An 18,081-nucleotide genomic window follows, 5' to 3' on the forward strand; every position below is an offset into this window, starting at 1 on the left:
ACACAGTTTTTATTAATTATTTTTTGTTTGGGAATTTTCTTGATTCCTAAAAATAATTTTTATACCCTGACTTCACAGGAAAACTGTTGCAACACAGAATCAAACACTCATAGCTGTTGCGAAAAAGATGATGACAGTCACGATAAAAAAAACGGGGAATCTTCATGCAACGACGATTGTTGTTCTCTTTGTATGACATGCCATAATTTCGTAGAAAATCTTTCTGCAAAAACCTTATTTTTCAATCACACCCCTTTTAAAACAGATAAAAGTTTAGAATTTCAATATTCTGATCCTCATATTTCAGATAGTTTAAAAGACATTTGGCAACCGCCTAAACTAGGTTAATTACATCCAAATTATTCATTAAGATTTTAATGAATCGTTTTTTAATTAATCTAAATTTTAAACAATGAAATTATATACTACCAAGGTAATCCTTGGCCTATTCCTGTTATTTACACAATTTATCTTTGCTCAAAACCTTCATAAAAGCCAGTTTCAGGTAAAAGGGAGCTGCGATATGTGCAAAGAAAGAATAGAATCCACAGCTTTGAAAGCAGGAGCAACTACAGCCATATATTCAGTTGATGCACAAACACTCACTTTAGAAACGTCAGACAATATTTCGTCTGAAGATATTCTTAAAAAAGTAGCAGAAGCCGGACATGACAACGAGAAGTTCAAAGCTTCTGATGAAACCTATCAAAAACTTCCAGGATGCTGTCATTACGAAAGGGAAGCTCAAACTGAAAAAACACCACCAGCAGAAAACCACAATCATTCAAAAGGTGAAAATGAGTTTTTTGTAAAGGGAAATTGTGAATCTTGCAAAGCCAGAATTGAAAAAGCAGCAAAATCAGCGGGAGCAAAATCAGCAGAATGGAATGCAGAAAAACAAATCGTCATTTTAGATTTTGATTCTTCAAAAACCTCAGCAGACCAGATTTTAAAAAGATTGCTGAAGTAGGTCACGATAACGAAAAATACAAAACGACTGAGGACATTTACAAAAAGCTTCCGGGATGTTGTTTGTACGACCGTGAGACTGCATTTGGTGAAGCCAATGCTAATGTACATTCTGATCAAAATGCTACAATGCACGATTCAAAAAAACACACAGATTCCGATGCTGGTCATCAACATGACATAAACGCAAAAAACATTGAAGAAGTAAAGTTATCGGCATCTAAAGCGGTAACATCTATCAATAAAAAGGAGGCGGGCTTGGTTTTTAATATCGACAAAAAAGAATTATTAAAAGCAGCGTGTTGTAATTTATCTGAAAGTTTTGAAACCAATGCAACTGTTGATGTTTCGTTTAGTAATGCGGTAACGGGAACAAAACAGCTTAAAATGTTAGGTTTAGATCAAAAATACACAAGTCTGACTAAAGAGCTTTTACCTGAAATCAGAGGTTTGGCATCTGCTTATGGATTAAATTTTATTCCCGGAAGATGGATTGAAAGTATTCAACTGACTAAAGGTGGAAGTACTGTAACGAGCGGTTACGAAAGTATCACAGGACAAATCAACACCGAACTGATTAAGAATTCTGAAAAATCTGAGACTTCTTTAAATTTATTTTCTGATTTTAACGGAAGAGCTGAAGCGAATATCACCCATGTGGAACCAATTGATGATCATTGGACGCAAACTTTTCTACTTCACGGAAACGGAACGTTTGGAGATACAGATATGAATGATGACGGCTTCCTTGACCGACCAAAAGGAACACAGTTGAATGCAGCTTATTTATTGAATTTTAATGATTTAGAACACTCAGGTTTTGGTTCGCATTTCGGAATTAATTTCGTGAAAGATGAAAGAACTGCAGGACAAATCGGTTTTGATAAAAAACTTTCGCAAGACCAACAAACTGCTTACGGAGTTGGGATTGATATTTCCAGATTTCAGGTTTGGAACAAGACGGGTTATGTTTTTAAAGGAAAACCTTACCAAAGTTTGGGTTGGATGAATCAGTATGTCTATCATCAGCAGGACAGCTTTTTCGGATTGAGAAATTATTCAGGACAGCAGCATACATATTATTCAAATTTAATTTTTGAAAGTATCATCGGAAATACGAACCATAAATATAAAACCGGAGCAAGTTTCATGTATGATACGTACAATGAAGATTATCTGACCGATAATTTCAAAAGAAACGAAGTCGTTCCCGGAATTTTTGCTGAATATACTTTGACGGGTTTAAAATATACTTTGGTTGCCGGAGCAAGAGCTGATTTTCATAATCTGGCAGGAACTCAGTTTACGCCGAGATTAAATTTTAAATATGATTTCACGCCGCAAACTATTTTAAGGTTATCTGCTGGAAGAGGTTTCAGAACCGCTTCAGTTTTTGCGGAAAACCAACAGTATTTTGCATCCAACAGAAACATTCAGATTCTTCAAAATGGTGGAGATATTTATGGCTTGAAACCGGAAATTGCTTGGAATTTTGGGGCAAGTCTGCAACAGGAATTTAAACTATTCGGAAGAAAATCTACTTTGATGGTTGATTTTTTCAGAACAGATTTCCAGGATCAGGTTTTGGTAGATCTTGACCGTTCGCCTCAGCAATTGACTTTCTATAATTTAGAAGGGAAATCTTTCGCTAATTCATTTCAAACACAATGGGATTTTACTCCGTTCAAAAATTTTGAAGTGAGATTGGCTTACAAATATTATGATGTACAAGCAGATTACATCGATGGAAGAAGGGAAATTCCTTTTATGGCGAAGCACAGAGGTTTTGTAAATTTAGCGTATGCAACCAATAAAAATACAAAAGGCGGATTCTGGAGTTTTGACACCACTTTAAATGTTGTCGGAAAACAAAGGCTTCCCAATACAGCAAGCAATCCTGTAGAATTTCAAATTCCTACATACTCAGAATCTTATGCAGTTGTAAATGCGCAGATTTCAAGAAATTTCAACCAGAAAATCAGAGCATATGTAGGCGGTGAAAACCTGACTTCTTACAATCAGAAAAATGCGATTGTAGATTTCAAAAATCCTTTCGGAAATTATTTTGATGGCGGAATGGTATATGCTCCAATTATGAAAGCTAATTTCTACGTAGGACTGGATGTGAGTTTCTAATTTGATTCAATTTATTTTTAAATAAATCTAAGGCATGATGTCGATAATTTAATCTTATTGCATCATGCTTTTTTTGTACCTTTCAGTTAAAGAAAATATATGGTTTTGAAGAACTTATTTTTGAGGACGATTATAAAAAATTGGGTTTTGAACATTTCTCTCAAAATAATTTTGAAAGCGTAGAACGTCTAAAATCACAACCTTACATCAAAGTATTGTATTTGCCCGCAGGATATGAGCTTACCGTAGATTTTAATCATTACAAAACAGAATCTCCAAGTCTTTTTTTCATTACTTACCAGCTTCTCGATATCAAAAAAGGAAATGCAGACGAGGCATCTCTTATTTATTATAACAGAGATTTTTATTGTATTCAAATTCATGATAAAGAAGTTGCGTGTGACGGATTGCTATTTCACAATGTGTTTGAAAATCCAAAAGTTGAGCTCAGTGATTCTGAAAATGACATCATCAAGAACTTATTTGAAAACATTAAAGATGAGCTTGAGTCTAAAGATTCTTCTTCCGAAGAAATGATAAGAACGTACTTGAAACAAATGATCATTCGTGCCACCAGAAAATGGAAAGTTCAAAATATAGAAACCGAAAATCTAAAGATCAACCATCAGGAACTTGAGGTTTTCAGAGACTTCAGCCGTTATCTGGAAATTCATTACAGAGAAAAGCATCACGTCTCAGATTATGCAGAAATGCTTCATGTTGCACCCAAAACACTGAGCCACAAGTTTAAAAATCTTAATCTGGATTCTCCCAATCAATATATCATCAACAGAATTCTGCTGGAAGCAAAAAGGCTTCTTTTCTATACAGACAAAACAGTGAAAGAAATCGGCTATGATTTAGGTTACGAAGACCCCGCCTATTTCAACAGGCTCTTCACCCAAAAAGTAGGAAGCACTCCAATCAATTTCAAGAAAAATTATTCGTCGGGAAAAAAGTACAACATTTAATGCTTTAAATCTATTTATTGAAGAACTTACACTCAATATCTTTGTATCATCAAAAAAGCAATTAATATTTAACATTAAAAAATTCAAAACATTATGAAACGTAACGCAACAGCCGTATGGAACGGAACCGTAAAAGAAGGAAAAGGTCATTTAACGACTCAAAGCACAACGCTTAACCAAACTCAATATTCTTTCAGCAGCCGTTTTGAAGATGGTGTAGGAACAAATCCTGAAGAATTATTAGCAGCAGCACACGCAGGATGCTTTACAATGAAATTGAGCGCAGAACTTTCTCAGGCCGGTTTCACACCTGAAGAACTGACGACAAAATCAGTAATCACATTAGACCCAAGCATCGGAAAAATCACAAAGTCTGAATTGACTTTAACTGCAAAAGTTCCTGGAATTTCTGAAGAAGACTTTCAAAAATATGCAAAAATTGCAGAAGAAGGTTGCCCGGTAAGCGCAGCTTTCAATTTCGAAATTACTTTGAATGCAACTTTGGCTTAAGTTTTAGATAAACTAACCCGATTACAATATGAAGTCTGAAGATAATTGAATCTCAGACTTTATTTTTAGAATCGAATATACCGATTGGTATATTTTTATTATATTTGCACATCATTTTGTATAAATGTCTAAAGCAGAAAAGACAAAACAGTTCATCATCGAGAAAACGGCAGCCTTGTTCAACAGCAAGGGTTACACAAGAACGTCGTTATCTGACATTTCTGAGGCAACAGGTTTGACTAAAGGCAGCATTTACGGAAATTTCGAGAACAGAGATGAATTGGCAATAGAAGTTTATAAATTTAATTCTGGGCTTCTTGGGAAAAATTTATTGAGGTCTTTTGGCGACGAATTTCCTACTTTACTTGATAAACTCTATGCATTTGTTGCTTTTTACCGAAAAAACTGGCATTTTGTTTTTGCAAATGGTGGTTGCCCGATTATGAATGCGGCAACAGAATCTGATGATACTTTCCCAAATCTTAAAAAACAAGTTGCCATTTCTTTTGAAAACTGGAAGAAAACCGTATCTAAAATCATTTTAAAAGGACAAGAAAGCGGGGAATTTAGTAAAAAAATTAATTCAGAAGAATATGCGTCACTCTTCATCATGCTGATTGAAGGTGGAATTCTGCTATCAAAAACTACAGACGATGAAAAATACCTCAATCTTGCGTTAGATAGAGTAATATCAATCATCGATCGGGAAATAAAACAAACTCCATTATAAAATACTGTTATGGATAAACTTGCAAAACTACAGGCATTCATCGGGAAAGAATTTACAGAATCTCCATCTCCGTTTATGCGTTGGCTAAATCCTGTCGTGCTTTCTGCAGAAGAAGGAAAGATAGAATTTCAATATACCGTAAGACCAGAATGGCTGAATCCTATGGGAAATCTTCATGGTGGAATAACTGCAGCAATTATGGATGACATTATTGGCGCAACCATGTTTTCTTTAAATGAAAAATCATTTATCACTACCATAAATAATGCGATAGATTATTTCTCGACAGCAAAAGAAAACGACCATATCATTGCGGAAACTAAAGTCATTAAAAGAGGAAAACAATTTGTAAATGCACAATGTGAAATCTGGAACGAAGATAAAACACGCTTAATTGCAAGAGGAACTTCTAATTTATTTAAAATCAATAATTAAACATAAAATCGGCAAAATATTTAGGCACAGTTTTGATGCTATTATTTGACCTTTAAAAAAAATATATTTATTTATGAAATCGGCAAGAGTTTTAAGAACAAAAATGACGTCATAAATATTAAAAAACAACAGTAAAATCTATATATGAAAAGAGTTGTCATTACAGGATTGGGTGCAGTAACACCTTTGGGAAACAATGTCGAAGATTTTTGGCAAAACAGCATCAACGGAAAAAGTGGTGCAGCTTTGATCAAACATTTTGATACAGAAAAATTCAAGGTACATTTTGCCTGTGAAGTGAAAAATTTTGACCCAAAAGTTCATCTTACTCATAATGAAATAAAAAGAAGTGACCTTTTTACTCAATATGCCATGTATTCATCTGCGGAAGCAATTCAGGATTCAGGTTTAGATTTTGAAAAGATGGATCCATTTGATACCGGAGTTATCTGGGGAACCGGACAAGGTGGAATGTGGACCTTCGAACACGAAGTAATGGAATTCGCAAAAGGAGACGGAACTCCACGTTTTAACCCGTTTTTTGTTCCTAAATTTATCGCAAACATGGCATCGGGAATGATTTCTATGAAGTTTGGCCTTCAGGGAATCAATTACACCACCGTTTCTGCATGTGCCACCGGAAATACCGCAATCATGGATGCTTTTAACTATATCAGACTAGGAAAAGCAAAGGTAATCATCAGTGGTGGTTCTGAAGCAGCAATTACTCCTGCCTCTGTTGGAGGATTTTCTATCATGAAAGCCATGTCTACAAGAAATGACGATTTTGCAACTGCAAGCCGACCATATGATGCTGATAGAGACGGTTTTGTAATGGGTGAAGGTGCAGGTTCTTTGGTTCTTGAAGAGTACGAACACGCAAAAGCAAGAGGTGCAAAAATATACGCCGAATTAGTTGGTGCCGCAATGACTGCCGACGCATATCATATGACAGCACCTCATCCTGAAGGAGCAGGAGCCATAAAAGCGATGCAATTAGCATTGGAAGAAGCAGGAGTGAACGCCGAAGACATCAATTATATCAATCCGCATGCAACCTCTACTCCACTTGGAGATTTGATTGAGCTCAATGCAATTACTAAAGTTTTTAAAGGTAGTACCAATTTAGATATCAGTGCAACCAAATCGATGACCGGGCATTTATTGGGGGCTGCTGGAGCTGCCGAAGCTATTCTTTCTATTAAAGCTATTCAAAACGGAATCATCCCGCCAACGATTAATATGCACAATATTGATGAGAGAATTCCGAGAGATATCAATATCGTCTTTAATGAAGCTAAAGAAAAAGAAATCAATTACGCTTTAAGCAATGCCTTTGGTTTTGGCGGACATAATGCAACTTTGATTTTCAAGAAATTTAAGTAATATTTATTCTTACATACTACAACAAAAAGCAGTCAAATTTGACTGCTTTTTGTTGTTTATAAATTATCTAATTATTTTTTATAAGAATCAGAAACGAAAAGGTTATCAGAATTTTCATCCATTGGAATGTATATTCTTTCCCATTTTTCACCCTCTGCAATTTCCCAACTGTGCCCTACTCCTTCTGTATCTTCTGCTAAAAGGATAATTCCTGGCTCAAGTAGAAATGTAGAACCGTCACTAACTTTGAACCTGATTTTTCCTTTCAACGTTACAACATATTGCCTTCTCGGCGCTGGGTGAGTATTCTTTTCCCAATCTTCAGTTTGCCTGCTTATCCAAAACGAAGAAACACTAATTGCTTGTAAAGAAGGTAATTTTCCTTTTTCAAAAGTACTGCTTCCATCAGAATTGCTTTTTAATCTTATAGCTGCAATAAAATCTGAATGATGATCCATTATTTTTCTAAATCTAATTAAGCTTTAAGCCACTCCGAAGAGGAAAGATAATTTTCATCAGGGTAATAAATGAAAAGACAATTTTTACCTTTGATGGTATTGATGATTGGTTCCGTCAGACTTCTTGGAATTGCCGGGCAACCCCAACTTCTTCCGATCCTTTTGTGAGCTGCAGCAAATTCATCACTTACATAATCTGCTCCATGCATTACGACAGCTCTTTTATATGCTGCGTCATTGAAACCCCTGTCCATTCCTAAAAGTTTTAGAGAATATCCATTATCGCCATTGTAGGTAGATTCTGTGATATAAAATCCCATGCTGCTTTGTAATGAACTTTCTGTATTTGAAAAATTAGTTGCAAACTCTTCACCTGTATTCTTTCCGTGAGCAACCAATGAATTGAAAAGAACTTTTCTTTGTTCAGTATCAATTACCCAAAGTCTTTTGACATTTGAAGATAATGAGAAATCACAAATGGTTAAAAGATGAGCTTCTTCACTCAGTTTTCCGGCTTTTTTAAGATTTTCAAAACCTAGTAATGCTTTTGCAAAAACATCAAACTGAAGTTTATTGGTATTTTCGAATGAGATAGATTGATAAAGTTCTTCAGAAGAACTCACTTTGTTTGTATTTTTTAGAGATTTTGACTCAATTATAGTTTCTATTTTGTTTGTGCTTTTAGTATTTCTGTCATTATCTGCCTTTTTTGGAGCTAGATAAAACGAGGTAGAAATCAAGTACACAATGCCTAATACGCTATAAAATCCTTTCATTAAATATTATGTTAATTAAAAATTGGTCGAGCAAAATTATAAAAACATAACGGAGTAACAGTTAAAAACTCAAAAGTTTAACTGAATTTAAGAAAGTTTAACTTAATGATTATCTGATACTAAGCTCTTATTTTTGAGAATCTGGAACAAATTCTAAGCTTACAGAATTCATGCAATAACGTGTTCCCGTAGGAGCTGGACCGTCATTGAAAACGTGACCTAGATGAGAATCGCAACGTTTACAAACCACCTCAATTCTTTCCATCCCATGAGTTGAATCTCTGTTGTAAGCTGTTCCTTCTTTATCAGCTTCAAAAAAACTTGGCCAACCACAAGTTGACGAAAATTTGGAATCTGAACGGAATAAGTGATTTCCACAAACTGCACAATAATATTCTCCTAACTCATCAAATTCATTATATTTTCCGGTAAAAGGTCTTTCTGTAGCAGCTTCCCTTGCGATAGCATATAAATCCGGTGAAAGAATTTTCTTCCATTCGTCGTTTGAAACATGCAGTTTTGTACGGTCAGTTCTTGAATAATATGGATTGTTTTTTGCTTCAGTATTTTCCATAGGAGTAATTTTGACGGGTTTTTGAGTCTGCGAACACATTTGCAGAAAGGTTAATAACAATATGGGAATCAAAAATTTCATGATTGATTTTAAAAACTTCAAGATGAATGCAAATTTTAATCCGCAATGATCTTCAATCTGAATTTATTCTGTTTTCCAATTCCAAATTTACTAAATTTGAGACTATGAATGATGAACTTAAAAGAAAACAACTCAATAAATACAAGGCTTTTGCCACAGGACTTTTTGTTTTGATGGCCATCATCTTTGTGGTGACCACCATTCTTCAAAAAACTCATGACTCTCATTGGATTGGCTATGTTCGTGCTTTTTCAGAGGCAGCAATGGTCGGAGCTTTGGCAGATTGGTTTGCCGTAACCGCCTTATTCCGCCATCCCCTTGGGATTCCGATTCCGCACACGAATCTTATTGAAAACAGTAAAGAGAAACTCGGTGATAATTTGGGAAGCTTTGTAGTGTCTAATTTCCTATCACCTCAGACGATTCGTCCTTACATTCAAAAAATCAAAATATCCAACTTTGTTGGGGAATGGCTCACGAAAGAAAGAAATCAGGAAGCTTTAATTAAAAATCTTTCGGATATTATTTTAGACATTCTTAATAAACTAGATGATTCTGAAGTCAGCCATTTTATCAGCAAGAAAGTCAGCGAAATGACCGATGATATTCAGCTAAACAAAATTTTAGGCAACGGAATTATCTATCTTTTAGACAAAAATGACCATCAGAAAATTGTCACCAATCTTTCAAAACAAATCAAAGAATATTTAATAGAAAACGATGCAATGATTCAGGAAAGGGTAAAAAAAGGAAGTTATTCTTTTATCCCCTCATTTGTAGATAATAAAATTGCTGAGAAAATTGCGAGTGGGCTTTCGGATTTCTTCCGTGAAGTAGAAGAAGATACGAATCACGAAATCAGAACTTTAATCACAAAAAAGATTTACGATTTTTCTATCGATTTAAAAGAAGACCCGAAATGGAATGATGAATTTAAGTCTATTAAAAATGACTTTCTAAAAACTGACAAGCTAGATGAATATTCAAATGACATCTGGCTTTCCATTAAAAAAACGTTGAGCACAGAATTGCAGGAAGAAGAATCTTCATTAAAAAAATACATTACAAAAAACCTCAACGAGTTTTCTCAAAATCTGAAAACCGACGAAAATCTTCAGAATAAAATTGACAATTGGGTACGAGTAACCGCCTACAAATACATTCTGAAAAACACCCATCAAGCCGGAAACCTCATCAGTTCAACTGTTGGAAACTGGCAAGGGAAAGAATTGAGTGAAAAGCTTGAATTAGAGGTTGGTAAAGACTTACAATTTATCCGTGTGAACGGCACTTTGGTTGGTGGATTGGTGGGATTGATTATTTATACGATTTCGCATTTTTTTCTTTAAATCTAAAATTTCAAGCATAAAAAAGCAAAGCCTTGATGACTTCGCTTTTCTGATATATTATAAATTATATTTTACCTCGCAATTCTTCCCGCTCTCGTCAAAAGTTCCTGATTGATATCGTTGATCAACTGTGGTCCTTCATAAATAAATCCTGTGTACAATTGAACTAAACTCGCTCCGGCATTCAGTTTTTCGATCGCATCTTTTGCAGAATGAATTCCGCCAACTCCGATAATTGGGAATGCTCTATTGCTTTTATCTGAAAGATATTTGATCATTTTCGTACTTCTTTCACGAATTGGTTTTCCGCTCAAACCTCCGTTTCCGATTTCTGCTAAAACTTCAGGTGAAGTTTTCAAACCTTCTCTGTTCACTGATGTATTTGAAACCACGATCCCGTCGATTTTTGTATCTGCAATGAGCTCAATAATTTCGTCAAGCTGTTGATTGTTCAAATCAGGAGCGATTTTCAGAAGAATTGGTTTTTGAGTCGGCTTGGTCTGATTGATTTCCTTAACTGCTGTAATCAATTCCCTCAGATATTCCACATCTTCTAGTTTTGCGTGACTTCCCACGTTTGGACAGCTCACATTTAACACAAAATAATCGACGTAAGGATGAAGACCTTCGAAACAGTCGAGATAATCCTGTGTATAATTTTCCGGCGTTGTGTTGGTGTTTTTTCCGATGTTACCACCGATGATGATTTTTCCTTTGTTGCCTTTCAGCTTTTCAATCGCAGCCTCAAGTCCGTCATTGTTGAAACCCATTCTGTTGATGATTCCGCCATCTTCAATCAAACGGAACAATCTTTTCTTAGGATTTCCAGCCTGCGCTTTTGGAGTTACCGTTCCGATCTCTACAAATCCGAATCCTAAATCGCCTAATTCATTGAATAAAACCGCATTTTTATCGAAACCTGCTGCCAATCCAACCGGATTTTTAAATTTCAGTCCGAAAACTTCTCTTTCCAAACGTTTGTCTACAATAGGTTTTGGAAGGAATAATTTAGTGAGAAATCCGAAATTTTTAAGCATCGAAAAAGTAAAGTGGTGAACTTCCTCGGGATCAAATTTGAAAAGAATTGGACGAATGAGCGATTTGTACATTGAAAAAAAGTTTTACAAAAATAATCATTTTCAAATTAATGAATTCTTGATGTGTGATAATTTATTTAAATGAGGATGATTGTTGCAATTAATTCTTAAACCACAAATTTCACGAATGAACAATTCAAAATCTGCTTAATTCTTTAAATCTGCGAAATCTTTTTAACGCAAAGTTTATATTCTAAATGTAGAATTTAAAGGAGCAAAGAATAATCGACAAGTCGATTTGATGAAGCTTGCGCGTAGCTTAGCGAAGCAAATTTATTTGCCTTTGCTCTCTAAAAATAAAACGTTTGCTTAATAAATCTTTGCATTTAAGAATAGGAATTCCATTCAATAATTAACTATACAAACTCAAATCAAGTTTTAAAATTCCCCCTACTCTTTTGAATTCATCATCTATTGTAGCATTTACGGTAATTCTTTCGTTAGAAATCGGATGATTAAAAATTAATTGATGAGCGTGAAGCGTCATCTTAGTAATGCCAAAAGTTTCAAGCCATAACTTGTTTTGTTTATTGCAACCGTGTTTGCGACAGCCCAAAATCGGATGCAAAATATGTTTAAAATGTTTTCTCAACTGATGAAATCTTCCCGTTTCAGGAATCGCTTCTACTAAACAATATCTCGAAGTCTGATGCTTTAAAAAAGGTAAATCTATTTCCGAAGTCTGCAAACGACGATAATAGGTAATGGCATTTTGCTTGACTTCATTTTCATTAATTAAATCATAATCGATGGTTTCTTCTTCTTTTGCCCAGCCACGAAGAATTGCGATGTATTTCTTTTCGACTTCCCGTGAGGCAAACTGGTCGCTCATGATTCTCAAAGTCTCTTTATCTAAAGTAAACAACAAAACACCAGAAGTTTTTCGGTCTAAACGATGCACAGGAAAAACTTTTTGCCCAATTTGGTTTCTTAATTCCTGAATAGCGTAAGTATCGGCTTCTCCCGAATAAAAAGATTTATGAACCAATAATCCGCTGGGTTTGTTGATGGCAATAAGATGTTCGTCACGATAAAGAATTTCTAACATGGGACAAAAGTAGAAATTTTCGACTGATTTAGCCCTGATTGAACGGCATGTTTGAGTTCATTTTATGAGTTTCGGGGCAGCGGCGGAGCCGCTGCCCCGAAACTCATAAAATAGCGAGTAGAGAAAGCAGGTTCCCGGCTCCTGAAAAACTTCTTACTTAGTTTCTAATAAAACCTTCATCAAATTTCTTTACATTCGTAAAAAGGAAGTTTAAAAATTATGATAGACTATTTTAGCTTTTTCAAATCACTGATAATCATCTCTATCATTGCAGGTGCCCTCGCCTTAGCCGCTACAGATCCTAAAAAACACAGAACAATAAGAATATTATTATTGATTACTGCAGGTATTTTATTGATTGCCGGTTTGGGCGGATACTTTTTAATGTCTATATCCAATGTAGGTTCTTACCGATATTAATATTTTCCCGATAAAAAACATTATTTTTGCACTTCAGACGTAAAAAAATTATGGCAAAGCAAGAAGATGTTTTCAAGAAAGTGATTTCTCACGCTAAAGAATATGGTTTTATTTTCCCTTCTAGTGAGATCTATGACGGTTTATCCGCTGTTTATGACTATGGACAGAATGGTGCAGAACTGAAAAACAATATCAAACAATACTGGTGGAAAGCGATGGTACAGCTGAACGAAAATATTGTGGGTATTGATTCGGCGATTCTGATGCACCCTACAACTTGGAAAGCTTCGGGCCACGTTGATGCATTCAACGATCCTTTGATTGACAATAAAGATTCTAAAAAACGTTTCAGAGCAGATGTTTTGGTAGAAGATTACTGTGCGAAAATCGAGGATAAAGAAAATAAAGAGATTGAAAAGGCTGCCAAAAGATTTGGTGAATCTTTCGATAAAGCTCAGTTTGAAGCGACGAATCCTAAAATTTTAGAATACAGAGCAAAAAGGGCAGAAATTCTTTCGAGATTGGCAAAGTCTTTAGAAAATGAAGATTTGGCTGATGTAAAAGCATTAATTGAAGAATTAGAGATTGCAGATCCCGATACAGGTTCAAGAAACTGGACGGAAGTAAGACAATTCAACTTGATGTTCGGAACTAAATTAGGGGCTTCTGCAGATTCTGCGATGGATCTTTATTTAAGACCGGAAACCGCCCAAGGTATTTTCGTGAATTTCTTAAACGTACAGAAAACTTCTCGTCACAGACTTCCGTTTGGTATTGCTCAGATTGGTAAGGCGTTTAGAAATGAGATTGTTGCAAGACAGTTTATTTTCAGAATGCGTGAATTTGAACAAATGGAAATGCAGTTTTTCGTGGCTCCTGGAACTGAACTTGAATTCTATGAGCAATGGAAAACAAAACGTCTGAACTGGCACTTAGCTCTTGGTTTAGGAAATGAGAATTACAGATTCCATGATCATGAGAAATTAGCACATTATGCAAATGCTGCGGCGGATATTGAATTTAATTTCCCGTTTGGATTTAAAGAATTGGAAGGTATTCACTCAAGAACCGATTTCGATTTGAAGGCGCATGAGAAATTCTCTGGCAGAAAATTACAGTTTTTTGATCCTGAAAGAAATGAAAACTACGTTCCTTATGTGGTAGAAACTTCGGTTGGTTTAGATCGTTTATTCCTTTCCATTTTCTCTCATTGCCTGAAAGACGAAGTTTTGGAAGATGGTTCGGAAAGAACAGTTTTATCGCTTCCGCCAGCTTTGGCTCCTGTAAAAGCAGCGATTCTTCCATTAATGAAGAAAGATGGTTTGGCAGAATATGCTGAAAATATATTTAATGATTTAAAATATGATTTCAACTTATTCTACGAAGAAAAAGATGCCATCGGAAAGCGCTACAGAAGACAGGATGCGATTGGAACACCTTACTGTATTACGATTGATCACGATTCTTTAACAGACCACACGGTGACCATCAGAGACAGAGACACGATGCAGCAGGAAAGAGTTCCGGTTTCTGAACTGAGACGAATTATTGATGAGAAAACAAACTTCAGAAATTTACTTTCTAAAATATAATTACAAAGCCCTGATTTTTTCAGGGCTTTTTTTGATGCTTGGTTTTAAAAATATTCTAAATTTGTTTAAGACCAAATTCTTATGATTATTCTTTTTTATATTACTCTATTTCTGGTAACGATAGTGATTTTATTCTATATTTTCGGCTATGCTTACCTCTTCAACGGAATTTCTAAAACCTATCTTCGTGGGAAATCAAGTGCAAACATTGATGACGGGAAATTTTTTACCAAAAATATTATTCACACAACGAATCCTATCATTTGGGATGACCATCCTGATTACAATAAAAAAGAATTACCTAAAAATATAGTTGGCGACTTAATCCATTCAAATACTGCATCATTTTTGGTCATAAAAGACGGAAAATTATTGCACGAACAATATTGGAACGGCTATAATGAACTTTCGAAAACCAATTCCTTTTCTATGGCAAAAGCCGTTACCGTAATGCTTTATGGCAAGGCTTTGGAAGAAGGAAAAATTAAAAATATAGATCAGAATTTCTCTGAGTTTTATGATGAATTTAAATTGAAACCTTTCGGTAAAGATTTAAATTTAAAACATCTTGCCCAAATGGAATCTGGCTTAATTTGGGATGAAAATTATAAAAATCCTTTTCTGCCGAATGCCAGAGCGTATTATGGAAGAAGTCTCATCAAAGCTACATTTTCAAGAAAATTTAAAGAAAAACCAGGCGAAAGATTTGAATATCAAAGCGGTTCTACACAACTTCTAGGGTTTGCAATAAAAAAAGCAATCAATCAGTCTCTGTCAAGTTATTTATCTGAGAAATTCTGGATTCCTTTGGGAATGGAACAGAATGCCGACTGGAGTGTTGATGAAAGTGGAATGGAAAAAACATACTGCTGTATTCATTCCAATTCAAGGGATTTTGCAAAACTCGGACAGCTGTTTATCAATGACGGAAAGGTGGGTGATGAACAGATTTTAAATTTAGATTTCATTGAACAAATGAGAAAGCCAACCGAAAAATCTGATGAAATTTACGGAATGGGCTTTTGGATTAATAACGACAATCCTATCAAGCATTATTATTTCCTTGGACTTCAGGGACAATACATTATTATGATTCCGGAACACAAAATGGTCATCGTGAGAACGGGAAGTTATAATAATTTGCCCAAAACTGACAGAGGAAGACCCGATCAAGTGAAGTTTTTGGTGAATGAAACGGTAAAGCATTTTGCTTAAAGGTTGAGGCTAAGATTGAGGTTGAAAATATTTTTTAACTATTAAGATCAATTAAGTTGTTAAGATAAAATTAAGGAAATGTCTAAAGATTTTATTTACTTCAATACTAACTCAGATTTCTTAAAACTAAATCTTTAAAATGTTATTTTTAAATTGAATTATGGAAAAATATAATCCTTTGGTAGATGAATATATTGAGAAATCTCAAGATTTTGCAAAACCGATTCTACATTATATTCGTGAGATTGTGCATGAGTTTTGTCCTGATGCAAATGAAACTATCAAATGGAAATTTCCGACGTTTATGTACAAAGGAAAAATTCTTTGTTCGATGGTTTCGTTTAAACAATATTGCAGCATGGGATTTTGGCTGCATGATGAAATGCAGACGATAAAAAACCTAGAGACTGACGTTGAAAAAACGAATATGTTCAGTCTCGGCAAGATTACCAAACCCGAAGATCTTCCCTCAAAACCTCAGCTTAAGAAGATTATTTTCGAAGCCATGGAACTGACGGATATGGGCGTGAAACTTAAAAAGGCAGTGTCTTCAAAGATAGAAATTGAAGTTCCAGAATATTTTAAAAATGCTTTAAACCAAAATAAAAAAGCTTTGGAAGTTTTTGAAAAAGCTTCTCCATCATTTAGAAAAGAATATATTAACTGGATTGTTGACGCCAAAACAGAAACTACAAGAAATAAAAGGATAGAACAAGCTTTAGAGTGGATTGCCGAAGGAAAAGGAAGAAATTGGAAATATGAAAAGAAGAAATAAATTTGCTTGAAGTTGGATGATGGAAGCTGGATGTTTACAAGATTGAAGACAATTTTAATTGTAAACTAAATTCTTAGTGGAATCTGAAATTTGCCTCAGGAAGCGTATTGTTTTTTAGAAAAGCTTCGTATTCCGGTGATATTTGTGCACGTCCCCAAGTATTTTTTCCGCTCATGCTTCCCAAACGTACTTTATCTTTTCCGTATTTTTTATTCATCGCATCCATCGCTTTCATCACAGGCAAATGCTGATTTTGCGTGTCTTCTTCAAACAAATTAATCAATCTTTGATCTTCAGGCACAAAATCATTGACGATAACTCCTGCTTTTTTATAATGAAATCCTTCCTCAAAAATAGATTCAAATAATTCATTCACTACTCTACCAATAAGAATTGATGAGTTTGTGGGATTGGGCAGAATTTGAGTTCTTGCATTTCTATATTCCGGTAAATCTTTTCTAAAACGGTTGGTCTGTACAAAAACCGTGACCATTTTGCAGCAGGTATTTTGTTTTCTCAGCCTTTCTGAGCAATACATTCCGAAGGTTTCCACACGCTCTTTTACCTCATCTTTCTTTGTTAACATTTGCATGAAACTTCTTGTAACGGCAATCGATTTTTTAGGGGAAGGAACATCTAATTCCAACTGACGGATTCCTTTCAGTTCATTAATCATTCTTACACCATGAATTCCCATAACTTTTCGAACCCACATCTCAGGTTTTTGAAGTAAATCCCAAGCTTTATAAACGCCATTGTCATTCATTTTAGCGCTAAGTCTTCGACCGATTCCCCAAACATCGCCGATGTCGAGCCATTTTAAAGCTTTTTCAATTTTTTCGGGGGTATCTAAAATATAAACACCTTCATTAAATTTCTCTGGAAAATCTTTTACAATTCTGTTGGCAACTTTACATAAGGTTTTCGTGGGTGCAATGCCGATGCTTACAGGGATATTGACTTCATTTTTAATTCTCTCACGAATTTCAAGACAATAATCATAAACACTGATATATTTAAAGCCTGTGAGATTTAAAAATAACTCATCAATGCTGTAAGTTTCGTATTCTAAAACGTAAGAACTAGCAAGTTGAATCACCTGTTGGCTTTTGAAATTATACAATTCAAATTTTGCGGAGAAGCTTTTTACATCATGTTTTTTAAAAAGCTCTTTATACTTAAATGCGGGAGCTGCCATGGGGATTCCTAAATCTTTCGCTTCTTTACTTCGAGACACAACACATCCGTCGTTGTTGGAAAGTACAACAACAGGCTTGTTTTCTAACTCCGGATCGAGCGTTCTCTCACACGAAACAAAGAAATTATTGCAATCTACTAAAGCGTACATGATATTAAAAATGACTATTTGCTATACAAAATTAAAACTTTTAGAGTATAATATTATGTTTAATTAAAACTTTAACGTTATAAATAGTCATTTGATTTTCAACAAATTAAATATTTTAATACGTCACGTTTTGTCGCCAATAGCTCTTATACCCTCAATCATTGAAATCTAATATATAAGAGATTTTGAAAATAAAAAAATATAAGTTCAA

General features: G+C 34.8%; 17 protein-coding genes and 1 pseudogene. 12 read left to right on the forward strand and 6 right to left on the reverse strand.

Features of this window, described 5'->3' with window-relative positions; genetic code table 11:
* Positions 1 to 27: 27 nt before the first annotated feature.
* The 7 genes and pseudogenes from EAG08_RS09800 (at position 28) to fabF (ending at position 7,137) form a co-directional block, all read left to right on the forward strand.
* Positions 28 to 348 carry a hypothetical protein gene (locus EAG08_RS09800; protein ID WP_228446846.1) on the forward strand — a complete coding sequence of 107 codons (321 nt, stop codon included), beginning with the start codon at positions 28 to 30 and terminating at the stop codon, positions 346 to 348.
* Between the two features lie 64 nt (positions 349 to 412).
* Positions 413 to 3,105 (forward strand): annotated as a pseudogene (locus EAG08_RS09805) (TonB-dependent receptor domain-containing protein).
* Positions 3,106 to 3,245: 140 nt separating this feature from the next.
* On the forward strand, positions 3,246 to 4,076 hold the full coding sequence (locus EAG08_RS09810) for a helix-turn-helix domain-containing protein (protein WP_228446847.1): 831 nt from the start codon (positions 3,246 to 3,248) through the stop codon (positions 4,074 to 4,076).
* A gap of 93 nt (positions 4,077 to 4,169) precedes the next feature.
* Positions 4,170 to 4,586, forward strand: a complete 417-nt coding sequence (locus EAG08_RS09815) for an OsmC family protein (RefSeq protein WP_047443176.1) — start codon at positions 4,170 to 4,172, stop codon at positions 4,584 to 4,586.
* Between the two features lie 124 nt (positions 4,587 to 4,710).
* Positions 4,711 to 5,316: a TetR/AcrR family transcriptional regulator gene (locus tag EAG08_RS09820; RefSeq protein WP_129535271.1), complete on the forward strand. Its 606-nt coding sequence runs from the start codon at positions 4,711 to 4,713 to the stop codon at positions 5,314 to 5,316.
* 9 nt (positions 5,317 to 5,325) lie between these two features.
* Entirely contained in the window at positions 5,326 to 5,751 is a 426-nt protein-coding gene (locus tag EAG08_RS09825) for a PaaI family thioesterase (RefSeq protein ID WP_129535272.1), read from the forward strand.
* A gap of 144 nt (positions 5,752 to 5,895) precedes the next feature.
* Positions 5,896 to 7,137 (forward strand): beta-ketoacyl-ACP synthase II, encoded by a 1,242-nt coding sequence (gene fabF, locus EAG08_RS09830; protein WP_129535273.1) that lies wholly within the window; start codon positions 5,896 to 5,898, stop codon positions 7,135 to 7,137.
* 71 nt (positions 7,138 to 7,208) lie between these two features.
* Here fabF and EAG08_RS09835 read toward each other — a convergent pair whose 3' ends face one another.
* The 3 genes from EAG08_RS09835 to msrB all read right to left on the reverse strand — a co-directional run bounded on the left by EAG08_RS09835 (position 7,209) and on the right by msrB (position 8,984).
* Complete coding sequence (locus EAG08_RS09835) at positions 7,209 to 7,595, reverse strand: hypothetical protein (protein ID WP_129535274.1); 387 nt, start codon at positions 7,593 to 7,595, stop codon at positions 7,209 to 7,211.
* 17 nt (positions 7,596 to 7,612) lie between these two features.
* Positions 7,613 to 8,371 (reverse strand): murein L,D-transpeptidase catalytic domain family protein, encoded by a 759-nt coding sequence (locus EAG08_RS09840; protein ID WP_129535275.1) that lies wholly within the window; start codon positions 8,369 to 8,371, stop codon positions 7,613 to 7,615.
* A 127-nt stretch (positions 8,372 to 8,498) separates the two neighbouring features.
* Positions 8,499 to 8,984, reverse strand: a complete 486-nt coding sequence (gene msrB, locus EAG08_RS09845) for a peptide-methionine (R)-S-oxide reductase MsrB (RefSeq protein ID WP_228446867.1) — start codon at positions 8,982 to 8,984, stop codon at positions 8,499 to 8,501.
* 146 nt (positions 8,985 to 9,130) lie between these two features.
* On the opposite strand from msrB, the gene EAG08_RS09850 reads away from it, so the two are divergent.
* Complete coding sequence (locus EAG08_RS09850; protein WP_129535277.1) at positions 9,131 to 10,375, forward strand: DUF445 domain-containing protein; 1,245 nt, start codon at positions 9,131 to 9,133, stop codon at positions 10,373 to 10,375.
* Positions 10,376 to 10,446: 71 nt separating this feature from the next.
* Here the strand turns inward: EAG08_RS09850 and EAG08_RS09855 are convergent, their stop codons facing one another.
* Entirely contained in the window at positions 10,447 to 11,484 is a 1,038-nt protein-coding gene (locus EAG08_RS09855) for a quinone-dependent dihydroorotate dehydrogenase (protein WP_129535278.1), read from the reverse strand.
* Positions 11,485 to 11,824: 340 nt separating this feature from the next.
* Positions 11,825 to 12,520: a pseudouridine synthase gene (locus EAG08_RS09860; protein WP_129535279.1), complete on the reverse strand. Its 696-nt coding sequence runs from the start codon at positions 12,518 to 12,520 to the stop codon at positions 11,825 to 11,827.
* Between the two features lie 219 nt (positions 12,521 to 12,739).
* On the opposite strand from EAG08_RS09860, the gene EAG08_RS09865 reads away from it, so the two are divergent.
* The 4 genes from EAG08_RS09865 (at position 12,740) to EAG08_RS09880 (ending at position 16,522) form a co-directional block, all read left to right on the forward strand.
* Positions 12,740 to 12,940: a hypothetical protein gene (locus tag EAG08_RS09865; RefSeq protein ID WP_129535280.1), complete on the forward strand. Its 201-nt coding sequence runs from the start codon at positions 12,740 to 12,742 to the stop codon at positions 12,938 to 12,940.
* A 50-nt stretch (positions 12,941 to 12,990) separates the two neighbouring features.
* Complete coding sequence (locus EAG08_RS09870) at positions 12,991 to 14,532, forward strand: glycine--tRNA ligase (RefSeq protein ID WP_129535281.1); 1,542 nt, start codon at positions 12,991 to 12,993, stop codon at positions 14,530 to 14,532.
* Between the two features lie 81 nt (positions 14,533 to 14,613).
* The gene (locus EAG08_RS09875; RefSeq protein WP_129535282.1) at positions 14,614 to 15,747 is read left to right on the forward strand and encodes a serine hydrolase domain-containing protein; all 1,134 of its coding nucleotides are present in this window, start codon (positions 14,614 to 14,616) and stop codon (positions 15,745 to 15,747) included.
* A gap of 160 nt (positions 15,748 to 15,907) precedes the next feature.
* Positions 15,908 to 16,522, forward strand: a complete 615-nt coding sequence (locus EAG08_RS09880) for a YdeI/OmpD-associated family protein (RefSeq protein ID WP_129535283.1) — start codon at positions 15,908 to 15,910, stop codon at positions 16,520 to 16,522.
* Between the two features lie 73 nt (positions 16,523 to 16,595).
* Here EAG08_RS09880 and EAG08_RS09885 read toward each other — a convergent pair whose 3' ends face one another.
* Positions 16,596 to 17,870, reverse strand: coding sequence for a Y-family DNA polymerase (locus EAG08_RS09885; protein ID WP_129535284.1), 1,275 nt, complete (start codon positions 17,868 to 17,870; stop codon positions 16,596 to 16,598).
* Positions 17,871 to 18,081: the final 211 nt, after the last annotated feature.

Origin of the sequence: Chryseobacterium sp. 3008163 (genome assembly GCF_003669035.1) — a bacterium.
GTDB lineage: Bacteria > Bacteroidota > Bacteroidia > Flavobacteriales > Weeksellaceae > Chryseobacterium.

Bases quoted from the DNA above. Each gene is read 5' to 3' on its own strand.
- EAG08_RS09815 (WP_047443176.1), top strand. From the start codon at position 4,170: ATGAAACGTAACGCAACAGCCGTATGGAACGGAACCGTAAAAGAAGGA.
- EAG08_RS09820 (WP_129535271.1), top strand. From the start codon at position 4,711: ATGTCTAAAGCAGAAAAGACAAAACAGTTCATCATCGAGAAAACGGCA.
- EAG08_RS09825 (WP_129535272.1), top strand. From the start codon at position 5,326: ATGGATAAACTTGCAAAACTACAGGCATTCATCGGGAAAGAATTTACA.
- fabF (WP_129535273.1), top strand. From the start codon at position 5,896: ATGAAAAGAGTTGTCATTACAGGATTGGGTGCAGTAACACCTTTGGGA.
- EAG08_RS09835 (WP_129535274.1), bottom strand. From the start codon at position 7,595: ATGGATCATCATTCAGATTTTATTGCAGCTATAAGATTAAAAAGCAAT.
- EAG08_RS09840 (WP_129535275.1), bottom strand. From the start codon at position 8,371: ATGAAAGGATTTTATAGCGTATTAGGCATTGTGTACTTGATTTCTACC.
- msrB (WP_228446867.1), bottom strand. From the start codon at position 8,984: ATGTGTTCGCAGACTCAAAAACCCGTCAAAATTACTCCTATGGAAAAT.
- EAG08_RS09850 (WP_129535277.1), top strand. From the start codon at position 9,131: ATGAATGATGAACTTAAAAGAAAACAACTCAATAAATACAAGGCTTTT.
- EAG08_RS09855 (WP_129535278.1), bottom strand. From the start codon at position 11,484: ATGTACAAATCGCTCATTCGTCCAATTCTTTTCAAATTTGATCCCGAG.
- EAG08_RS09860 (WP_129535279.1), bottom strand. From the start codon at position 12,520: ATGTTAGAAATTCTTTATCGTGACGAACATCTTATTGCCATCAACAAA.
- EAG08_RS09865 (WP_129535280.1), top strand. From the start codon at position 12,740: ATGATAGACTATTTTAGCTTTTTCAAATCACTGATAATCATCTCTATC.
- EAG08_RS09870 (WP_129535281.1), top strand. From the start codon at position 12,991: ATGGCAAAGCAAGAAGATGTTTTCAAGAAAGTGATTTCTCACGCTAAA.
- EAG08_RS09875 (WP_129535282.1), top strand. From the start codon at position 14,614: ATGATTATTCTTTTTTATATTACTCTATTTCTGGTAACGATAGTGATT.
- EAG08_RS09880 (WP_129535283.1), top strand. From the start codon at position 15,908: ATGGAAAAATATAATCCTTTGGTAGATGAATATATTGAGAAATCTCAA.
- EAG08_RS09885 (WP_129535284.1), bottom strand. From the start codon at position 17,870: ATGTACGCTTTAGTAGATTGCAATAATTTCTTTGTTTCGTGTGAGAGA.